General features: G+C 56.9%; 16 protein-coding genes, 1 pseudogene and 1 riboswitch. Of the genes and pseudogenes, 1 reads left to right on the forward strand and 16 read right to left on the reverse strand.

Annotation, left to right across the window (positions count from 1 at the left end; all coding sequences use genetic code 11):
• Positions 1-24: 24 nt before the first annotated feature.
• The 5 genes from recG to DFG60_RS07425 form a co-directional block, all read right to left on the reverse strand.
• On the reverse strand, positions 25-2,058 hold the full coding sequence (gene recG, locus DFG60_RS07405) for an ATP-dependent DNA helicase RecG (protein ID WP_114571115.1): 2,034 nt from the start codon (positions 2,056-2,058) through the stop codon (positions 25-27).
• The gene (sdaAA, locus tag DFG60_RS07410; protein WP_114571116.1) at positions 2,042-2,932 is read right to left on the reverse strand and encodes an L-serine ammonia-lyase, iron-sulfur-dependent, subunit alpha; all 891 of its coding nucleotides are present in this window, start codon (positions 2,930-2,932) and stop codon (positions 2,042-2,044) included. The genes recG and sdaAA overlap by 17 nt, the downstream gene beginning before the upstream one ends.
• A gap of 5 nt (positions 2,933-2,937) precedes the next feature.
• The gene (gene sdaAB / locus DFG60_RS07415; RefSeq protein ID WP_114571117.1) at positions 2,938-3,600 is read right to left on the reverse strand and encodes an L-serine ammonia-lyase, iron-sulfur-dependent subunit beta; all 663 of its coding nucleotides are present in this window, start codon (positions 3,598-3,600) and stop codon (positions 2,938-2,940) included.
• A 79-nt stretch (positions 3,601-3,679) separates the two neighbouring features.
• Complete coding sequence (locus DFG60_RS07420) at positions 3,680-5,356, reverse strand: DAK2 domain-containing protein (protein WP_408608655.1); 1,677 nt, start codon at positions 5,354-5,356, stop codon at positions 3,680-3,682.
• A 23-nt stretch (positions 5,357-5,379) separates the two neighbouring features.
• Positions 5,380-5,742: an Asp23/Gls24 family envelope stress response protein gene (locus tag DFG60_RS07425; RefSeq protein ID WP_114571119.1), complete on the reverse strand. Its 363-nt coding sequence runs from the start codon at positions 5,740-5,742 to the stop codon at positions 5,380-5,382.
• 280 nt (positions 5,743-6,022) lie between these two features.
• Here DFG60_RS07425 and rpmB point away from each other — a divergent pair, with 280 nt between their 5' ends.
• Positions 6,023-6,211 (forward strand): 50S ribosomal protein L28, encoded by a 189-nt coding sequence (rpmB, locus tag DFG60_RS07430; RefSeq protein ID WP_114571120.1) that lies wholly within the window; start codon positions 6,023-6,025, stop codon positions 6,209-6,211.
• Between the two features lie 106 nt (positions 6,212-6,317).
• On the opposite strand, the gene DFG60_RS07435 is transcribed toward rpmB, so the two are convergent.
• From DFG60_RS07435 to coaBC, 11 genes and pseudogenes are all read right to left on the reverse strand, one after another.
• Positions 6,318-6,923, reverse strand: a complete 606-nt coding sequence (locus DFG60_RS07435) for a thiamine diphosphokinase (protein WP_114571121.1) — start codon at positions 6,921-6,923, stop codon at positions 6,318-6,320.
• A 1-nt stretch (position 6,924) separates the two neighbouring features.
• The gene (gene thiT / locus DFG60_RS07440) at positions 6,925-7,485 is read right to left on the reverse strand and encodes an energy-coupled thiamine transporter ThiT (RefSeq protein WP_114571122.1); all 561 of its coding nucleotides are present in this window, start codon (positions 7,483-7,485) and stop codon (positions 6,925-6,927) included.
• A 58-nt stretch (positions 7,486-7,543) separates the two neighbouring features.
• A riboswitch (TPP riboswitch) is annotated at positions 7,544-7,647 on the reverse strand.
• An 18-nt stretch (positions 7,648-7,665) separates the two neighbouring features.
• A complete protein-coding gene (gene rpe / locus DFG60_RS07445; protein ID WP_114571123.1) occupies positions 7,666-8,322 on the reverse strand; it encodes a ribulose-phosphate 3-epimerase in 657 nt (218 codons plus the stop codon).
• Between the two features lie 2 nt (positions 8,323-8,324).
• Positions 8,325-9,230, reverse strand: a complete 906-nt coding sequence (rsgA, locus tag DFG60_RS07450; protein ID WP_269801293.1) for a ribosome small subunit-dependent GTPase A — start codon at positions 9,228-9,230, stop codon at positions 8,325-8,327.
• Between the two features lie 76 nt (positions 9,231-9,306).
• Positions 9,307-11,217: a Stk1 family PASTA domain-containing Ser/Thr kinase gene (pknB, locus tag DFG60_RS07455; protein ID WP_114571125.1), complete on the reverse strand. Its 1,911-nt coding sequence runs from the start codon at positions 11,215-11,217 to the stop codon at positions 9,307-9,309.
• Between the two features lie 4 nt (positions 11,218-11,221).
• Positions 11,222-11,953 carry a Stp1/IreP family PP2C-type Ser/Thr phosphatase gene (locus tag DFG60_RS07460; RefSeq protein WP_114571126.1) on the reverse strand — a complete coding sequence of 244 codons (732 nt, stop codon included), beginning with the start codon at positions 11,951-11,953 and terminating at the stop codon, positions 11,222-11,224.
• 105 nt (positions 11,954-12,058) lie between these two features.
• On the reverse strand, positions 12,059-13,387 hold the full coding sequence (rsmB, locus tag DFG60_RS07465; protein WP_114571127.1) for a 16S rRNA (cytosine(967)-C(5))-methyltransferase RsmB: 1,329 nt from the start codon (positions 13,385-13,387) through the stop codon (positions 12,059-12,061).
• Complete coding sequence (gene fmt, locus DFG60_RS07470) at positions 13,384-14,304, reverse strand: methionyl-tRNA formyltransferase (protein ID WP_332871685.1); 921 nt, start codon at positions 14,302-14,304, stop codon at positions 13,384-13,386. The genes rsmB and fmt overlap by 4 nt, the downstream gene beginning before the upstream one ends.
• A 78-nt stretch (positions 14,305-14,382) precedes the next feature.
• Positions 14,383-14,781: pseudogene (gene def / locus DFG60_RS13830) on the reverse strand (peptide deformylase); the annotation flags it as partial.
• 9 nt (positions 14,782-14,790) lie between these two features.
• Positions 14,791-17,109: a primosomal protein N' gene (gene priA / locus DFG60_RS07475; protein WP_114571129.1), complete on the reverse strand. Its 2,319-nt coding sequence runs from the start codon at positions 17,107-17,109 to the stop codon at positions 14,791-14,793.
• Positions 17,106-18,296 (reverse strand): bifunctional phosphopantothenoylcysteine decarboxylase/phosphopantothenate--cysteine ligase CoaBC, encoded by a 1,191-nt coding sequence (gene coaBC, locus DFG60_RS07480; protein WP_114571130.1) that lies wholly within the window; start codon positions 18,294-18,296, stop codon positions 17,106-17,108. The genes priA and coaBC overlap by 4 nt, the downstream gene beginning before the upstream one ends.
• Positions 18,297-18,337 lie beyond the last annotated feature (41 nt).

The following is an 18,337-nucleotide window of genomic DNA, read 5'->3' on the forward strand; positions in this document are numbered from 1 at the left end:
TCTCCTTTAGTCCACTTTCAAGTGCTATTCTATTCTTTCGCCGCCAAGCAGGTTTTCCCGCTCGATGAACCGCTTGAGTACGACATACTCTGGATTGTCGAAAAATGCCTGTGAACGCAATAGGCGCACCGCGTCGGCACGCGCCGTCTCCATCACTTGGATGTCGAGGGCGGGATCGGTCAAAATGAAGCGTGGAATGCCGCTCTGTTCCGTACCGAAAAAGTTACCGGCGCCGCGAAGCTCAAGATCCTTCTCGGCCAGCTTGAATCCATCGTTCGTCTCCGTCATCGTCTTGATTCGTTCCTTGCCCGTCTCACTCGACGGATCGGCGATCAGGATGCAGTAGGACTGGGCATCTCCCCGTCCGACACGGCCTCTCAGCTGATGTAGCTGGGCAAGACCGAACCGTTCCGCGTCATAGATGACGATCATCGTCGCGTTCGGTACATTGACGCCGACCTCGACGACGGTCGTCGAAACGAGGATTTGAACATCATTTCGTTTGAAGGCTTGCATTACTTCATCCTTCTCGCTCGCGTGCAATCTACCATGCATCAAGCCGACTCCGTACTCCTTGAATCGTTCCGCGAGGATTGCATGCAATTCCATCGCGTTCTGTACGTCGAGCGTCTCGGATTCCTCGATCAGCGGAGCGATGACGTATGCCTGATGACCGGCAGTTAGCTCCTTCTCGACGAAGCCGAAGACGCGTTCGAGCTGCTCCGGCTTCGCCCAGTATGTCTCGATCGTCTTCCGCCCGGCAGGCATCTCGTCGATGACGGATACATCCATGTCACCGAAGACGGAGATGGCGAGCGTCCGCGGAATCGGTGTCGCCGTCATATAGAGGACATCCGCGAGTTCAGCCTTATTTCTCAGACGCTTCCGCTGTTCGACGCCGAACCGGTGCTGCTCGTCCGTGATGACGAGGTGAAGCCGCTCGAACAGGACCGTGTCCTGAATCAAGGCATGTGTGCCGACGAGGATGTCGAGTTCACCCTGCTCGAGTGCTTCGAGCAGAAGTGACCGTGCCTTTCCCTTGACGGAGCTCGTCAGCAGACCGACGCGAATCCCGAACTGCTCGAGCAGCGGGGCAAGGCTCGATGCATGTTGTTCCGCAAGGATTTCGGTCGGAACCATCAGAGCACCCTGCTTACCTGCGCGCACCGTCGCGAACAGAGCGATCGCCGCGATGATCGTCTTGCCGCTTCCGACGTCCCCTTGCAGGAGGCGATTCATCCGCTCCGGACGTTTCATGTCGTCGAGTATCTCCCTAGCCACGCGACGCTGGGCACCCGTCAAGGGAAATGGGAGTGCCGTGATGAACGACGCGATGTCCGTCTCGTCCAACTGGAGCGCCCGGCCCTGACCCCTCCGCTTACCGAGCCTGAGTGCCTGGAGCTTCAACTGGAAGTAGAGGCATTCTTCATAGACGAAGCTTCTCCGCGCGAGCGTCAATTCCTTTCGTGTCGCCGGAAAATGGAGCGTCTTCAACATGGCTCCCCGGTCCATCAGCCGGTATGTAGCCCGAATCGGATCCGGGATGCGTTCCTCGATCGGTTCACTCACTTCGCCGAACGCAAGCTCGACGACGCGCCGAAACGTCTTCATCCGCATATCCCCCTTCAAGGAATAGACCGGCGTCAGCTCTCCTTCGACCGCTCCGAATTGCAGTTCCGTCGCAGAAATCGTCATTCGGTGCAGATCCCACTTCCCGCTGACCGTCACGTCCTCGCCGAGTTTCAGCTGATCTTTATAGAATCCCCGGTTGAACATCGTCACGGTCACGCTGTAACGTTCCTCGACGAGCAAGCGGAAGGAAAGGCGGTTCTTTCCCTTGCCATAGTAGCGCACGACCGCCTCCGATTGCACTTTCCCCGCGAATTTGACCTTGTCGCCGTGAACAGCATCGGTCAGGCTGCCCGTGACGAAGTCGTCATAACGAAACGGGACGTGCTCCAGCACGTCCTCGATCGTTTCGATGTCCATTTCGTACAACTTTCGTGCAAGGTCCTTCCCGATTCCTTTTAAGGAGCTTACGTCATGTGACGCGTTCATTCGATTGTTCTCCGAAGATCTTCGATTCGAGCCATCGGCCGGTCGGCGTGTTCGCGAGGCCGCCTTTCGCCGTCTCGCGAAGTGCGGAAGGCATCATTTGACCGATCTCATACATCGCCCCGATCACCTCGTCGCACGGGATGCGGGAAGTGATTCCGGCGAGTGCCATGTCCGCCGCGACGAGCGCGTTCGCTCCACCCATCGCGTTTCGTTTGACGCACGGCACTTCGACGAGTCCCGCGACCGGATCACAGACGAGACCTAGCATGTTCTTGAGCGCGATCGCGAAGGCGTGCGCTGATTGTTCAGGTGTGCCGCCTGCCATCTCGACGATCGCCGCCGCCGCCATTCCGGTCGCCGACCCGACCTCTGCCTGACAGCCGCCGGCAGCTCCCGAAATCGACGCGTTGTTCGCGACGACGAAGCCGAACGCGCCTGCCGTGAACAGGTAGCGCAGCATCTGATCGCGAGTCGGGTTCAATCTTTCCTTGACGGCAAACAGCGTCCCAGGAACGACTCCGGCGCTTCCGGCCGTCGGCGTCGCACAGATTTTTCCCATCGCAGCGTTCACTTCATTCGTTCCGATCGCCTTGCTGACCGCATCAAGAAGCAGGTCCCCGGACAGCCCTTTACCGCTCGCTCGATATTTTTGCAGCAATACCGCGTCTCCCCCAGTGAGTCCCGTGACCGACTGGACGCCTTCGAGCGAACGCGCTACCGCATCCTCCATTACCTCGAGGTTACGTTCCATCATCGCATAGACCTCGTCACGTTCGAGGTAGCGGACGCTCATCTCCTGCTGGATCATGATTTCCGAGATCCCGACCTGTTGTTCGTTCGCGAGCCCGACAAGTTCCTTTACTGATTTGAACATACTTTTCACTCCCCTATCATGACTGAACGTTCGACCTGCGGCAGACGATTGATCTCTTCAAGCACCTCGCGCGGCATCCGGTCATCGATCTCGATCGCCATGAGCGCTTGTTTCCCTTTTTCGTGACGGGATACTTCCATATGACCGATATTGATCTCATGATCAGCGAGCACGCGCGTGACTGCAGCGATCGCCCCGAAGCGGTCATGGTGCAACACGACGAGCGCGGGTCCGCCGCCGGACAGGCGAAGCGGGAAATGATTAAGCTCCGTGATTTCGATCGTCCCGCCGCCAATCGAGATGCCGACGAGTTCGAACGTCTCGTCCCCTGCCTTCAAGTTGACCCGGGCCGTGTTCGGATGATCCGTCAACGCCTCGCTCGTCTCGAAGACGATTTTGATTCCCTTCGATTCCGCGATTTTGATCGATTCCGGAATCCGGTCATCGAAAGTGTCGAACCCGAGCACACCTCCGACGATCGCGACGTCCGTACCGTGACCGCGATACGTGTCAGCGAACGAACCGTAGAACGTGACGTGAATCACCTCCGGCGTGACCCCGAAAAGTTTTCCGGCCATCAGACCGATTCGTGCGGCCCCGGCCGTATGTGAACTGGATGGCCCGACCATGACTGGTCCGATGATATCAAATACACTCCGATACTTCATTTCCCCATTTCCCCTCTCCTTGCGCTTCAAACAAAAAATCCCACCTCTATTATCGCAGATGGTGGGATAAGTGAAAAGCTTACTCAACACTCAAAATATAAGAATAAAGCGGCTGCTTGCCGTCGTGGACTTCGACTTCAGCGTCTGGACAGACCGATTCGATATATGCCGTCAGTTCCTCGACGTCTTCTGCCGTGACACCTTCACCGTAAAGAACCGTGACGATCTCATCTTCTTCCGTGACGAGCGTGTCGACGAGCTTCTTCGCGGCACCGAGGCTCGAGTGATCCGTCGCGACGATCTGCTTCTCCGCGATCGCCATGTGGTCGTCCTTCTTGATTTCGACACCGTCGATGCTCGTGTCACGAACGGCGTACGTCACCTGACCGGATTTGACAGCTGAGATCGCGTCCTCCATGTGGCGCTCGTTCTCTTCGACTGTCGCTTCAGGATTGAAGACGATCGTCGCGGCGAGTCCTTGCGGGACGGTCTTCGACTTGACGACCGTCACGCCGCAATCCGCGACCGAAGCCGCTTGTTCAGCAGCCATGATGATGTTCGAGTTGTTCGGATAGACATAGACATGTTCAGCGTTCGCATCGTTGATCGCCTTGACGATGTCTTCCGTCGAAGGGTTCATCGTCTGTCCGCCTTCGATGACGACGCTGACGCCGAGTGATTTGAAGAGATCGCTGATCCCCTCGCCCATCGCCACCGTCACGAGTGCAGCCTTCGCCTTTTTAGGAGCCGCGACCGCGACAGGAGCCGGGCGATTGACGCCTTCCTCTTCGAGGATCGTCGAATGCTGCTGGCGCATGTTCTCGATCTTGACCGCGACGAGTTCACCGAAACGCTGTCCTTTGTTGATGACATCACCCGGCGTTTCGACATGGACGTGAACCTTCAGCAGTTCATCATCTGCGACGACGAGCAATGAATCACCGAACTCCGAGAGCTCGTTCCGGAACGCGTTCTCATCGAACGGAGCATTTTTCAGCTTGTCTTCCTGGAAGCGGACCATGATTTCCGTGCAGTATCCATAATGAATCTCCTCTGTCGACATGAAGCTTTGAGCCGACTTGTGATGCTCCGCTTCGACGAGGGCCTCCATGACAGGGGCATGCGGCTTCTCGAGCTCCTTGCCTTCGAGCGTCGCGAGGAATCCTTCATAGATGCAGACGAGTCCTTGGCCGCCCGAATCGACGACACCGACTTCCTTCAGCACCGGCAGCAATTCCGGCGTCCCGTCGAGTGAAATCTTCGACTCGTCGACGAGGTGATGCATGAGCTCACGGATATCCGAAGTCGTCTCAGCCTTGACGAGCGCTGCTGCTGCAGTCTCACGGGCGACTGTCAGGATCGTCCCTTCGACCGGCTTCATGACGGCTTTGTAGGCCGTATCGACACCTTTTTGAAGGGCGTTCGCGAAGTCGACCGAATCGATCTCCGTCTTGCCTTCGATCGCTTTCGAGAATCCGCGGAACAATTGGCTCAGGATGACGCCAGAGTTCCCGCGTGCACCCATGAGGAGTCCGCGCGCGAAGACGGACGCGACTGCAGAGATGCTGTCCGTCTGTGCTTTCGCCACTTCTTTCGAACCGGACGTCATCGTCAGGTTCATGTTCGTCCCTGTATCACCATCCGGTACCGGGAACACGTTGAGCGAATCTACGAAATCCGCGTTCTGATAGAGATTCGCTGCGCCATTTTGGATCATCTTGGCTAGCTGCGCTCCTGTTAAACGTTCTAAACTCACTGAATTTTCCTCCTCTTGCCTTCTTAGACGTTCGTCAAGCGGACTCCTTGAACGAAGATGTTCACGGATGTCACTTCAAGACCGAGCGCTTGGCTTAACGTATACTTGACGCGGCTCTGTACATTATTCGCAACTTCTGAGATTTTCGTACCATAGCTGACGATGATGTGCATGTCGACATGGACCTGATCCTTCATTTGACGAACGATCACACCGCGGGCGAAGTTCTCGCGTTTGAGCAATTCAGCGATCCCGTCCTTGATTTGTGCCTGAGACGCCATACCGACGACTCCGAAGCATTCCATTGCCGCTCCGCCTGCAAGCATTGCGACGACGTCGTTATCGACGTCGATCTTTCCATAGGTCGTCTTCATTTCGATAGCCACCTGAGAAGCCCCCTTCACCTGTATTCTGGTTATAATTTTACTATAAGGACCAACTAATGAGAAGTCATCGTACTGACTATACACCGATTATGCCCGAAATAGTAGCGGTCAAATGAACTTTTCCTTGAATCCTCCTCCATTATTTTAATTTTCGCATGTCACTGTCAAGTTTTTTTCTTGTCAGACGCTTTTTTTATGTTGCAACGTCCCTGACACCATGCTAAGATAACGAAGTGTCTATTAGGACGAACGCAAAACAACATAAAAGGAGGCGGAACGCATGGCACGCAAATGCTACGTTACTGGTAAATCGCCGAAATCGGGAAACAACCGTTCACACGCGATGAACAAAACAAAACGCACTTGGGGCGTAAACGTACAGAAAGTACGTATCCTCGTTGACGGTAAGCCTAAGAAGGTTTGGGTTTCAGCTCGAGCGCTTAAATCAGGTAAAGTTGAACGCGTATAATCGATACGCATGACCGGATGTGGATTTCCACTTCCGGTTTTTTCATGCACAAAAATTTAAAAGAAGGCTGTCATGACGGAGATCCCCTCCGAAATGACAGCCTTTTTCATACCTGAAGTTCCTTCACGCGCAGTGCGATCACCTCACCGGAATGAACCGTGATGCGCGCGATTCCCTCCCATTCATTGCTGACGGTGAGCGAGCCCCCGACTGGGACGATGCGATTGTCGAGAGGATATTTGACGCCTGACAGCGACAGTTCCGTCTCGACGAGCGGGATGAAGGACAAATAGTCGTGCCCTTCCTTCTCGAGCTCGAAATGACCCGGTCCCATGTATCTGACGTCGCCGCCCTTCGATATCAATCTTGCCTGCTTGTAGCGTCTCAATAGATAGACGTTCTGGAGCGTCATATCGAGCCGCCCGCCCGTCGCTCCGAAGATTAGCATCTCAGCTTCAGCGTCGACGCCATTCGCATGACTTAGAGCAAGCTCGAGGTCGGTGAAATCCTTTTCAGGAGGATGGACGACCGCACCGCACGGCCTGTATCCTAGCGAATCGAAATCTCCGATAAGGACGTCACAATCGACGCCTCGGGCTTGAGCAGTCGCGATTCCGCCATCTACTCCGATCACGTACGTGTCATCTTCGAGGCAGGAAGAGAGTTCAGGCACTTCCGAAGCCGGACCAGCGGCGATGATCACGATCCGCACGTCAGGCACCCCGCATCGAATATTTGAGCAATCGCGGAGCGGTCGCGAACAAGAGCGCAGTCACGATACCGCAAAGCAGATACGACGGTACCATGTATGTCGCATTGTAGACCAGTGAATATGGAACGACCGGGCCGTCCGCATACTCTGCGAAAAAGACGATTCCGCTGACGACATGAGCCAAGTAGCGCAGACCGGCACCGACGAACGTCGCGACCATGACGATTCCGATCAGTTTGCCGCGTTTTCCGTCGAATGCAGCCTTTCTGACGACCGAAGCGAATATTCCACTCACCCCGACGAGTGCGAACGCGAGTGTATAGTCGAGGAGCGGTTGGACGAGCGTCAGGATTTGCGGTCCGAAGAACAGCTGCAGCGTACCGACGAGCGCTCCGGTCAGCAAGCCGCCGGGAATCCCATGGCGGAAAGCCATCACGAAAATCGGCAGCATCGCGAGGCTTACCGATCCCCCGTGCGGCATCTTGAACGGGATGATCATGTCGAAAACGACACCGAGACTCGCGAAAATCGCGATCTCCATCAGCATTTGTAGACGTTTCATACTATCTCTCCTTTTAGAAAAAAATGAATGCAAAAAGGCAGCACGACGAACGCCGTACTGCCTGCGTGCGCCACATCCCTACGTCCGTCTGAACGGAACAGGTTCGAAGGGTTAAAGTCGAGTACTTCTCTCAGCCGCCTAGCGACACCCCTTGCGGTCAAATTCGATTGTCTGTAGACATTATACGCTAGCTGCGCCTCGAATGCCAGCGATCGCTTCCGCGTAGTCGGGAGCATTATAGACGGCTGATCCGGCGACGAGAACGTTCGCTCCGTTATCGATGCAGCTCTTCGCCGTCTCGAGGTTGACACCCCCGTCGATCTCGATTTCGAAGTCGAGACCGCGTTCTTCCTTCATGTCGGCAAGCGCCTTCAGTTTCGTCAGGACGCCCGGGATGAACGATTGTCCGCCGAATCCCGGATTGACCGTCATGAGCAGGACCATGTCGACGTCCTCGAGGACGTGCTCGATCGTCGAGAGTGGCGTGTGCGGATTGAGCACGACGCCTGCCTTCGCACCCGCCCCCTTGATTTGCTGCAGGACGCGGTGGACGTGATTCGTCGCCTCGACGTGGAACGTGACGATGTCTGCACCGGCGCGAACGAACTCTTCGACGAAGCGTTCCGGCTGGTCGATCATCAGATGGACATCGAGGACGAGATCCGTCACTTTCCGGAGCGAGCTGAGGACAGGCAGACCGAACGAGATGTTCGGTACGAAGACGCCGTCCATGACGTCGAAGTGGATGTAATCCGCTCCGGCCGCCTCGACTGCTTTGACGTCACGTTCGAGATTGGCGAAATCCGCCGACAGGATGGATGGTGCGATTTTGATCATGTTCAATACCTCCGTGCTCTATTCTTGATTTCCTCCACAAACATACCATAATTCGAATAGCGCGAGGGGAAGATTTCTCCACTTTCAACCGCACCTTTGATCGCGCAGCCCGGTTCGTTCAGATGCAGGCAGCCGCGGAACTTGCAATCGTCCTGAAGCCGGACGAACTCAGGGAAGCACCAGCGCAGGTCCTCGATTTCCATCTCATGCGGGAAATCAAGGTTCGAGAATCCGGGTGTATCCGCGACGAGGCCGCCCGCGAGGGGCATGAGCGTCACGTGTCGCGTCGTGTGACGTCCGCGCCCGAGCGCCTTCGAGATATGGCTCGTCTCGAGGGCAAGTTCAGGTTCGAGAGCGTTCAAGAGCGAGCTTTTCCCGACACCCGATTGACCGGCGAGAACGCTCGTCTTTCCTTCGAGCAACGGACGGACGACCTCGATCCCTTCGAGCGTCTCGCTAGATGTCTCGATGACGGTGTATCCGATTTTGCGATACGCCTCGATCGCCACCTTGACGACACGCTCCTCTTCCCCTTCCAGCAGGTCCATCTTCGTCAGCACGATGACCGGTTTGATCTCCTTTGCTTCGATCAGGACGAGAAACCGGTCGAGCAGATGCGCAGAGAAGGCCGGTTCAGTTGCCGAGAAGAGCAACAGTGCCTGATCGATGTTCGCGATCGGCGGTCGGACAAGGAAGTTCGAGCGTTCGTTCACCTCAAGGATGTATCCCGCTTCTCCCTCGATGTGGAGAAGGACGTCGTCACCGACGACCGGAGCGATGCCGCGCTTCCTGAAATTCCCCCGAGCTCTCGAGCGGACCTCTCCGAGTTCCGTCATGACATCATAGAACCCGCCTTGCAGCCGGATGATCGTACCTGTCCGGTTTTCTTCTTTTCCATGTGCACTCAATGATTTATCCCCTTTCATCAAAAAAACGGGCAGACGTGCGACTTCTTGAGCACGACCACCCGCTAAGAGTTCCGTATTACAGCTTCTTCGCTTGCGCGTAACTGATCGTACGCGTCTTGACGACCTCGCCATCCGCATAGACGGTAACCTTGCCGTCCTCACCCGGATTGATCGTCAGCGTATATGGGAACGTCTCTGATTTCGTGATGTCCTCTTCGACGACCGTCCGCTTGCCTTTAGCGTCCTCCGTCTCGATCTTGATTTTGACCGGAACAGGTTCTTCCCCCTCTTCCGCCGTGTTCTGATAGGAGACCGGTTCCTCGAGGACGACGGTGACCGGAGACTCTTCTTCACCTTTCGAGAATACGACCGTGATGCTCGCTTCCGGCTCGACGACCGCACCTGCTTGAGGGAACTGGCGGATCACTTGATCCTTCGCGACTTCAGTCGAGAATTCCTCTTCGTACATCCCGTCAAGATTCTGTTCCGAAAGATACGCTTCGACTTCGGCACGCGTCATCCCGCTCAAATCGCGCAGCTCAAAGCTCGAGGTTCCTTGCGAAACGGTGATCGTGATCGTCTGCTCCTTCGCGATCACTTCCGTCCCTGCCGAGATCGATTGTCGAATCACATCGCCGCGTTCAACGGTCTCCGATTCTTCACGTTCGACTTTGACATCCTCGAACCCGACATCCTTCAGCGTCTCGACTGCCGCGTCCTCGGAATCGCCCGTCACGTCAGGTACTTCGACCGGTGCGCTTCCTGTCGAGGCGACGAGGTCGACTCTCGAACCTTCCTTGACGGTCGCATTCGCGCGCGGTGATTGGCTGATGACGAGACCGTCCTCGACCTCGTCACTCGCCCGTTCCGTCACCTTGACGACGAATCCGAGTTCTTCTAACCGGTCCTCTGCCTCAGTCGCGTCTTCTCCTGTCACGTCCGGAACAGCGATCGTCGGATCAGGCCACATCGTATAGGCGATTCCTCCGCCGATCAGCAACAACAAAAACAATAGCCCTGCGATCCATCCTTTTTTCTTCCGCTTTTTCTCCGGCACCTTCGCGACCTTCACATCCTGATCGACGGGTGTAGCTTCCGGTATGACGGGGGACAATACCATCGTCTTCTCGAAAGCGTCGTCATGCCCGCGAATCCCTTCATCTGCCCGCTCATCCGACAGCGCCGTCACCATATCTTCCTTGAAGGCGGCGACGCTCGGCTGCCGGTCGTGAGGCGCTTTCGAGAGTGCCTGCATGATGCAGTTCTCGAGCGCTTGGGGCACTTCCGGATTAAGTATCGACGGTCTTCTCGGCGTATCCTGCAGATGCTTGAGCGCAACCGCGACCGGTGTCTCCCCTTCGAACGGGACGCGCCCCGAAACGAGTTCATACAGGACGGCACCGAGGGAATAGATATCCGACTTCTCATCGGCGAACTTCCCTTTCGCCTGTTCAGGCGAGAAGTAATGAACGGACCCGAGAACCGACATCGTATGCGTCAGCGTCGCGTTCGACATGGCGACGGCGATTCCGAAATCCGTCACCTTGACCGTACCGTCCTCCGTGATCAGCATGTTCTGCGGTTTGATGTCCCGGTGGATGATTCGATGCGCGTGGGCGTGTTCGATCGCATCACAGATCTGCCCGATGATCCGGACCGCCTCCTCGACCGCAATCGCTCCGCCTTGGCAATAGGACTTCAGCGTCATCCCATCGATATACTCCATGACGATGTAGTAGACATCGTCCTCCTCACCGACGTCATAGACTGCGACGATGTTCGGATGGTTCAAACTTGTCGCGGCATGCGCTTCCCGTTCGAAGCGCCGAATGAACTGTTCGTCGTGCGAGAATTCGGCACGCAGGATTTTAATCGCCACGTCACGATTCAATATTTCATCATAAGCACGGTACACGTTCGCCATGCCACCGCTTCCGACGAGCCGCTCGATTCGATAGCGGTCGTTCAAGCGTTCTCCATTTCGCATAATCTCAGCCCTTCTTTCTATCCAGGAAACGGACAGCCGCGACTGTGATGTTATCCGTTCCCTGTTCTTCCGCTTCCTTGACCAAGTGGTCGACGATCTGCTCGAGCGGCTCATCCGCACCGAGCAGCTCCTCGATTCGTTCGTTCGTCACCTGATCCGTCAATCCGTCGCTGCAGACGAGCAGGAGGTCGTAGTCCGGCGCCTCGCGGACCTGTACGTCGACTTCGACCGTCTCGCTCGATCCGACCGACCGCGTGATCAAATTTCTTCGAGGATGGTGCCTTACTTCCTCCTCTGACAATTCGCCCATCTGCTTGAGCATGTTGACGTAGGAATGATCAACCGTCAATTGCTTCAGTTTCCCGTTTGCGATTGCATAGACACGGCTGTCCCCGACATGGGCGATCAACAAGACGTCGCCCGCCCAGCATGCACATGCGATCGTCGTGCCGACGACAGCCAGTTCTTCCCGCTTCGCGTACTCGAGAATTTCCCGGTTCGCCTGTTCGATACGCCTGCGCACCCAGTCGGACATCGTGTCCGGCCGTGTCGGCATCTCTTCATAACGGTTCGAGAAGATGTCATAGACGATTTGGCTCGCTTTTTCTCCGGCCGCATGCCCGCCCATCCCGTCGGCAACGAGTGCGATCCCTTTCAATTCGTCACCGATCAAGAAGACCGTATCTTCGTTTTGCGAGCGGACCTTGCCTGTCGTGGTCCGGTAAGCTAGTTCCATGAATGGTTACCCCGTTTCTTGATGGTCCGGCGCTTCGAGGTGCACCGGTCCCTGGTATGCGATCCATTTTAGAGATAGCAGAGATGACCGAACGACCTGAAGGATTCAGTCAACTCTTTTGAAGGCCGCGATGTAGAATCCGTCCGTGCCGAGCGTCGTCGGCAAAAGCTTCAGCTCTGCGCGGTCACCGATCAGATGCCGCACCGATTCCGGCATCCGCTCCTTGAACGTCTCATCGAAGATGAATCCTTGGCTCAGGATGAACTCCGTCTGCCCTTCGTTCTCTTCGTGGTCAATCGTACACGTCGAGTAGACGAGCGTACCGCCTTTCTTGACGAGCGGCAGGACAGACGTCAGGATTTCCCGCTGGACTTTCGGCAGACTGACGAGATCCTCCGGCCGTTTCGTCCACTTGATATCCGGCTTTCTCCGGATGACACCGAGTCCAGAACACGGTGCGTCGACGAGGATGCGATCGAATGTCTCAGGAGGGAACTTCTCTCCCGCCTTCCGTGCGTCAAGCGCCTCAGCATGAACGTTCTCAAGACCGAGTCTCTGCGCCTGCGCCTCTAGCAGCTTCACTTTGTGCGGATGCAGATCGAGCGCCTCAAGCTGTCCCTCGATCAGGCCTTCTGCGATATGCATCGCCTTTCCGCCCGGTGCGGCACAACTGTCGAGAACTCGTTCCTTGCCGTTCGCTCCGAGGGCGTATGCGACGAGCATCGAACTCTCGTCCTGGAGCGAGACGATTCCGCGCTCGAGCAGATCCGTTTTTTGGACCGCGCCGTTCGTGATCTCGATTCCTTCCGGTACGATGTTCGACACTGCGGCCTCGACTCCCTGCTCGTGCAGAGATCCGATGGCCTCATCGACGGAGACACGGGTTTTGTTGACGCGAAGCGTCACCGGAGCCGGCGTATTGTTCAGGCGGCACATCTTCTCCGTCTCTTCCACTCCGAGCTGATCAATCCAGCGCCCTACGAGCCATTCCGGATGACTCGTCTCGATGCTGATGCGGCGCGACGCAGGTTCGATCGCCGCGAAGTCCGGCCGTCCTTTTCGAACGACGTTCCGGAGGACGCCGTTGACGACTTTCGCCACGTGGGGCTTTCCGCGCTTCTTCGCGATTTCGACCGCTTCGTTGATGACCGCATGATCCGGGATGCGATCGAGATAGAACAACTGATAGACGCTCATCCGGAGCAGTGGTCTCATCCACGGATCAAGCTTCTTTTGCGAAGCGAGGAACGGTTCGAGAATATGATCGAGCGTCAGTTCCCGGCTGAGCGTGCCGTAGACGAGTTCCGTATAGAGACCGACATCGGCCTCCTTGAGCAATCCTTTTTTCAGCATATGGTTGACCGTGATGGTCGAGAATGCACCACTATTACCGATTTTGAGCAAGGTCGTCAGTGCAGCGTCGCGTACGTTCATGATTCCACCCCGACTTTCATTCCAAGTGTAAGTGCCTGACCGACTCCGCGCATGAACGTCTGACCATCCATCCGTTTCTTGCCTGCCGGTTGCAGATCGACGAGCTTGAGCGCAACGTGTGAACCTGTCGCGATGACCGGACCGTCTTCTTCAAGCCGGATGATTTCTCCCGGTGTGCCGTTTCCTTCGACCTTTTCAGCGAAGAACACTTTCAGACGTGCCCCTTCAAGCGTCGTATAGCTGCTAGGGAACGGGTTCATGCCGCGGATTTGGTTGTAGAGATCCTCACCAGGGCGCGTGAAATCGAGGATTTCACGTTCACGGCTGATATTCGGTGCGAACGTCGCTTCCTCTTCGTTCTGAGCGACCGGTGTCAAGTCACCCTGGACGAGTGGCGGAATCGTCTCGAGCAGCAGGTCTGCGCCTGCGACACTCAGTTTCTCGAACAGGCTGCCGACCGTATCCTTCTCTTCGATCGGGACGACGACCTTCGACAGCATGTCGCCGGCGTCGAGCTTGTCGACCATATACATGATCGTCACGCCCGTCTCCTTCTCTCCGTCGATGATCGCCTGATGGATCGGCGCGCCGCCCCGGTATTTCGGCAAAAGGGACGCATGGACGTTGATCGCACCATGCTTCGGCGCATCAAGGACGGCCGTCGGCACGATCTGACCATAGGCAGCCGTGATGATCAAGTCCGGCTTCATCGCGAGCAACTCCTCGTAGTCCGTCCGGATCTTGATCGGCTGGATGACCGGGATGCCGTGCGCGAGCGCGACGGCCTTGACCGGTGTCGGTTTGATCTCCCGTTTTCGCCCGACCGGCTTATCAGGTTGTGAGACGACACCGACGACGTCATATCCTGCCTCGATCACGCGCTCAAGCGTACTCGCCGCGAAATCCGGCGTCCCCATGAAGACGACGCGAACATCCTTCGGAGCTTCAGCAGTCGTCTCTGCGAGCTTATCCGTGAAAAGGATCCCGTCAAGGTGATCGATCTCGTGCTGGATCGCCCGGGCGAAGAATCCGTTCGCCTTCGTCGTCACAGCCCGTCCGAGGCGATCCCGGCTCTTGACGGTGATCGATTCGTACCGTTCGACCGGTCCGAAGACGCCAGGCATGCTCAAGCATCCTTCGTCGTCGATTTCAGCACCGTTCGCCTCGACGATTTCCGGGTTGATCAGCTCGAGCGGGCCTGTCTCGTCGTCCGTATGCACGACGGCGACTCGCAGGTTCAGGTTGACCTGCGGCGCGGCGAGACCGACGCCATCATATTCGTACATCGTATCGAACATCCGATCGATCATCTTTCCGAGCTTCTTATCGAACTTCGTCACCTTCTCACACTTAGTACGAAGGATTTCATTTGGTACTTCAACAACTTTATACATAATGCCACCTCACATGAATACGAATGGATTCACATCCACCGCGACTTGAACTTTTTGTTTGATTCGGTCAGCGAGCACCCGCTTCAACGCGTCATGGACATCGCGCTGACCTTTATGTTTGACGATCACTTGGTAACGGTATTGGTTTTTCAACCGGGCGAGCGGAGCCGGGAAGGGTCCGTTCACGACGACCGATTCGTCCTCGAGGACACCGAGTTCCCCTGCGATCAGGCGACCTTCACTCTCCGCCTCGAGCGGACTTTCAGAGGACAAGGTGATCAGGGCGAGGAACCAGAACGGCGGATGACCACCGAGTTTCCTGAGCTGCATCTCGCGCTTGTAGAACGCCTCGAAATCGTGCCGCTTCGCAGTCTGGATGACATAGTGCTCCGGGTTGTACGTCTGGACGATCGATTGTCCTGCCAGCTGTCCGCGCCCTGCACGCCCCGATACTTGCGTGATCAGCTGGAACGTCCGCTCGCTCGCGCGGAAATCCGGGATGCCGAGCGTCGCATCGGCGGCGAGCACCCCGACGAGTGTCACGTTCGGAAAATCGAGCCCCTTCGCGATCATCTGCGTCCCGAGGAGTATGTTGCCCTCCCCCCGTTCAAAACGGTCGAGCAGCGTCTCGTGGGCCCCTTTGCGTGACGTCGTATCCTGATCCATCCGGATGATCCGGGCTTCCGGGATGAGATGCGCGAGCTCCTCTTCGATTTTCTGCGTCCCTGTCCCGAACTGGCGAATTTTTTTCGAAGAACAGTTCGGACAGGTTTTCGGCATTGCCGCTTCGAATCCGCAGTAGTGACATTTCAGGCGGTCTCCGTGCTGGTGATACGTCAGGTTGACCGCACAGTGCGGACACTGGAGTGTCTCGCCGCAATCGCGGCAGAGGACGAACGTCGTGTATCCCCTGCGGTTCAGGAGCAAGACCGTCTGCTCCCCTTTGTCGATCCGCTGCTTGATCGCCTCGATCAGCGGGCGGCTGAACGGTGTCCGGTTCCCGCTTGCGAGTTCCTTTCGCATGTCGACGATGTCGACCGGGGGCAGCTCGCCGCCGAAACGTTCCTTGAGCGGCAGATAACGATAGACGCCTTTCATCGCGCGCGCGTACGTCTCAAGCAGCGGCGTCGCGCTTCCGAGGACGACAGGAGCCCCGTGATAGGCGGCCCGCCAGGCTGCTACGTCCCGCGTCTGATAGCGCGGGTTCTCTTCCTGCTTATAGGTCGTCTCGTGTTCTTCGTCCAAGATGATCAGACCGATGTCAGTCAAGGGGGCGAAGATCGCTGAACGTGCCCCGACGACGACGTCGACTGCTCCTTCAGCGATCTTCCGCCACTCGTCATACTTCTCACCGAGCGAGAGGCCGCTGTGCATGACAGCGACGCGCTCGCCGAATCTCTTCTTGAAACGCTTCACCATCATCGGTGTCAGACTGATCTCCGGTACGAGCAAGATCGCCTGGCGTCCGCGCTCGAGCACCGAGTGGATCGACTCGAGATAGACCTCCGTCTTTCCGCTCCCGGTGACCCCGTGGAGCAGGAACGTAGAGGCTTGCTCGTCCGCAGTGATCGCATCGACCGCCTGCTGCTGCCCGCTCGTCAAGGAAGCCGGCACGAAGACGTCCTGCGTCAGGTGCGCATACGGATCACGGCCGATCTCGACCTCTTCGACTTCGACGATCCCTTTCTTCTCGAGTGTCGTAAGGACACTTGCCGTCACGTCGAACGTCCGGAGCACCTCGCTCCAAAGTACTTCAGTTCTTTCGCGGACGAAATCCCGGAGTTCGTGCTGCTTCGTCGCGTTCGCCGCAAGCGGGATCGAGGCGTCCCGCAACCGGACGATCTTATCGCGCTTCGCCGTCTTCTTCTCTTTGACGACCGGTTTCAGACGGAGCGCCCCGTTCTTCGCGAGCTCGAGAATTCTTTTTTGCGTCTCCGGAGGAAACTGGCTGATTCGTTTTCGGTCCCACTGCGCATGTTGCGGCGCGTCGACTTCCTTGTCATAGCTCACCTTGAGTGCGGCCGGGAGCATGGCGAGGAGTGCCGTCGCCCGGTAACATAACGTCGTGTCGGCAAGAAAGCCCGACAGCTCGATCAGTTCATGCGTGAACGTCGGTTCCTCATCAAGCAGGCGGATGATCGGCTTGATCCGTTCGAGCTCAGTCGATTCCTTCGTACCGATGACGACGCCGAGCAAGGCGCGCGGTCCGAACGGCACCTCGACACGCATGCCCGGAACGACGAGGTCCTGCCACATGTCCGGTATGAGGTAATCAAAAGGCCGGTCGACGGTCGCTGCAGGCACGTCGACGATGACTTCGGCAATCATCGGAGCGCCTCTGCGAACAGCGTCATCAGCTCACGGGCGAGCTTCGTCTTGTCTTGCGCCGGAAAATCCCGGGAGAAGCCGTCTTGTCCGAAGACGGTGACGGCGTTCTGGTCGCTCCCGAAACCGATCGACATATCCGAGACGTCGTTCGCGACGATGAAGTCCGCCTTTTTCTTCGCAAGCTTCGCGAGCGAATGTGTCTCGAGCTGTTCCGTCTCGGCAGCGAAACCGACGAGGATTTGGTTCGTCTTCGCTTCACCGAGCGTCTTCAGGATGTCGGTCGTCTCTTCGAGTTCGATTTCAAGTGCCCCGTTGATTTTCTTTTGTTTCTGCTCATAGCGGACCTTCGGACGATAATCGGCGACAGCCGCCGCCTTGACGACGATGTCCTGATTCGCGTAACGTTTCAAGATCGCTTGGAGCATCTCTTCTCCCGACTCGACCGCGACAGCCGTCACGCCTGACGGAAGCGGTATGCTGACTGGTCCATGCACGAGCGTCACGTCCGCCCCGAGATCACGTGCGGCTTCTGCGAGCGCGATGCCCATCTTGCCTGACGAATCATTCGTCATATAACGGACGGGATCGATCCGCTCGATCGTCGGTCCGGCGCTGACCAGGACGTTTCTCCCGCTGAGCAGCTTGTCTGCGAACAGTCCCTCGATCGTCAGCACGAGCTCTTCCGGTTCCGGCAAGCGCCCTTTCCCGACCCATCCACAGGCGAGATTGCCGATGCCCGGTGCGATGATCTTCACCCCGTCCTGCTTCAGCTGTTCGATGTTCCGCTTCGTCGCCGGGTGATCAAGCATGTTGACGTTCATCGCCGGACAGACGACGATAGGACATGTCGCGGCCAGGATCGTCGTCGTGATGAAATCGTCTGCGATTCCGCTTGCGAGCTTTGCGATCGTGTTCGCGGTCGCCGGTGCGACGACGATTAGATCGGCCTCGTCCGCGAGGTCGATATGCGCGATTTTCGACGCGTCATGTTCGATGAACACGTCATCATAGACCGCTTTACGTGTCAGCGCGGCGAATGTCGCCTTGCCGACGAACCGCTCTGCGCTTTTAGTCATCGCGACTTGCACTTCTGCGCCCGCCTGTACGAGTTTCGACGCAAGCGCGGCCGCTTTGTAGGAAGCGATTCCTCCGGTGACGCACAGTAGGATGTTACGACCATTCAACATGTAAGGCTCCCCCTCATTGAAAAAAAACAGCCACAATAGAG

Source organism: Exiguobacterium flavidum (assembly GCF_003344535.1).
In the GTDB taxonomy this organism is placed as follows: domain Bacteria; phylum Bacillota; class Bacilli; order Exiguobacteriales; family Exiguobacteriaceae; genus Exiguobacterium_A; species Exiguobacterium_A flavidum.

Bases quoted from the DNA above. Each gene is read 5' to 3' on its own strand.
- recG (WP_114571115.1), bottom strand. From the start codon at position 2,058: ATGAACGCGTCACATGACGTAAGCTCCTTAAAAGGAATCGGGAAGGAC.
- sdaAA (WP_114571116.1), bottom strand. From the start codon at position 2,932: ATGTTCAAATCAGTAAAGGAACTTGTCGGGCTCGCGAACGAACAACAG.
- sdaAB (WP_114571117.1), bottom strand. From the start codon at position 3,600: ATGAAGTATCGGAGTGTATTTGATATCATCGGACCAGTCATGGTCGGG.
- rpmB (WP_114571120.1), top strand. From the start codon at position 6,023: ATGGCACGCAAATGCTACGTTACTGGTAAATCGCCGAAATCGGGAAAC.
- thiT (WP_114571122.1), bottom strand. From the start codon at position 7,485: ATGAAACGTCTACAAATGCTGATGGAGATCGCGATTTTCGCGAGTCTC.
- rpe (WP_114571123.1), bottom strand. From the start codon at position 8,322: ATGATCAAAATCGCACCATCCATCCTGTCGGCGGATTTCGCCAATCTC.
- pknB (WP_114571125.1), bottom strand. From the start codon at position 11,217: ATGCGAAATGGAGAACGCTTGAACGACCGCTATCGAATCGAGCGGCTC.
- DFG60_RS07460 (WP_114571126.1), bottom strand. From the start codon at position 11,953: ATGGAACTAGCTTACCGGACCACGACAGGCAAGGTCCGCTCGCAAAAC.
- rsmB (WP_114571127.1), bottom strand. From the start codon at position 13,387: ATGAACGTACGCGACGCTGCACTGACGACCTTGCTCAAAATCGGTAAT.
- fmt (WP_332871685.1), bottom strand. From the start codon at position 14,304: ATGGGGACGCCGGATTTCGCGGCGAGTACGCTTGAGCGCGTGATCGAG.
- priA (WP_114571129.1), bottom strand. From the start codon at position 17,109: ATGATTGCCGAAGTCATCGTCGACGTGCCTGCAGCGACCGTCGACCGG.
- coaBC (WP_114571130.1), bottom strand. From the start codon at position 18,296: ATGTTGAATGGTCGTAACATCCTACTGTGCGTCACCGGAGGAATCGCT.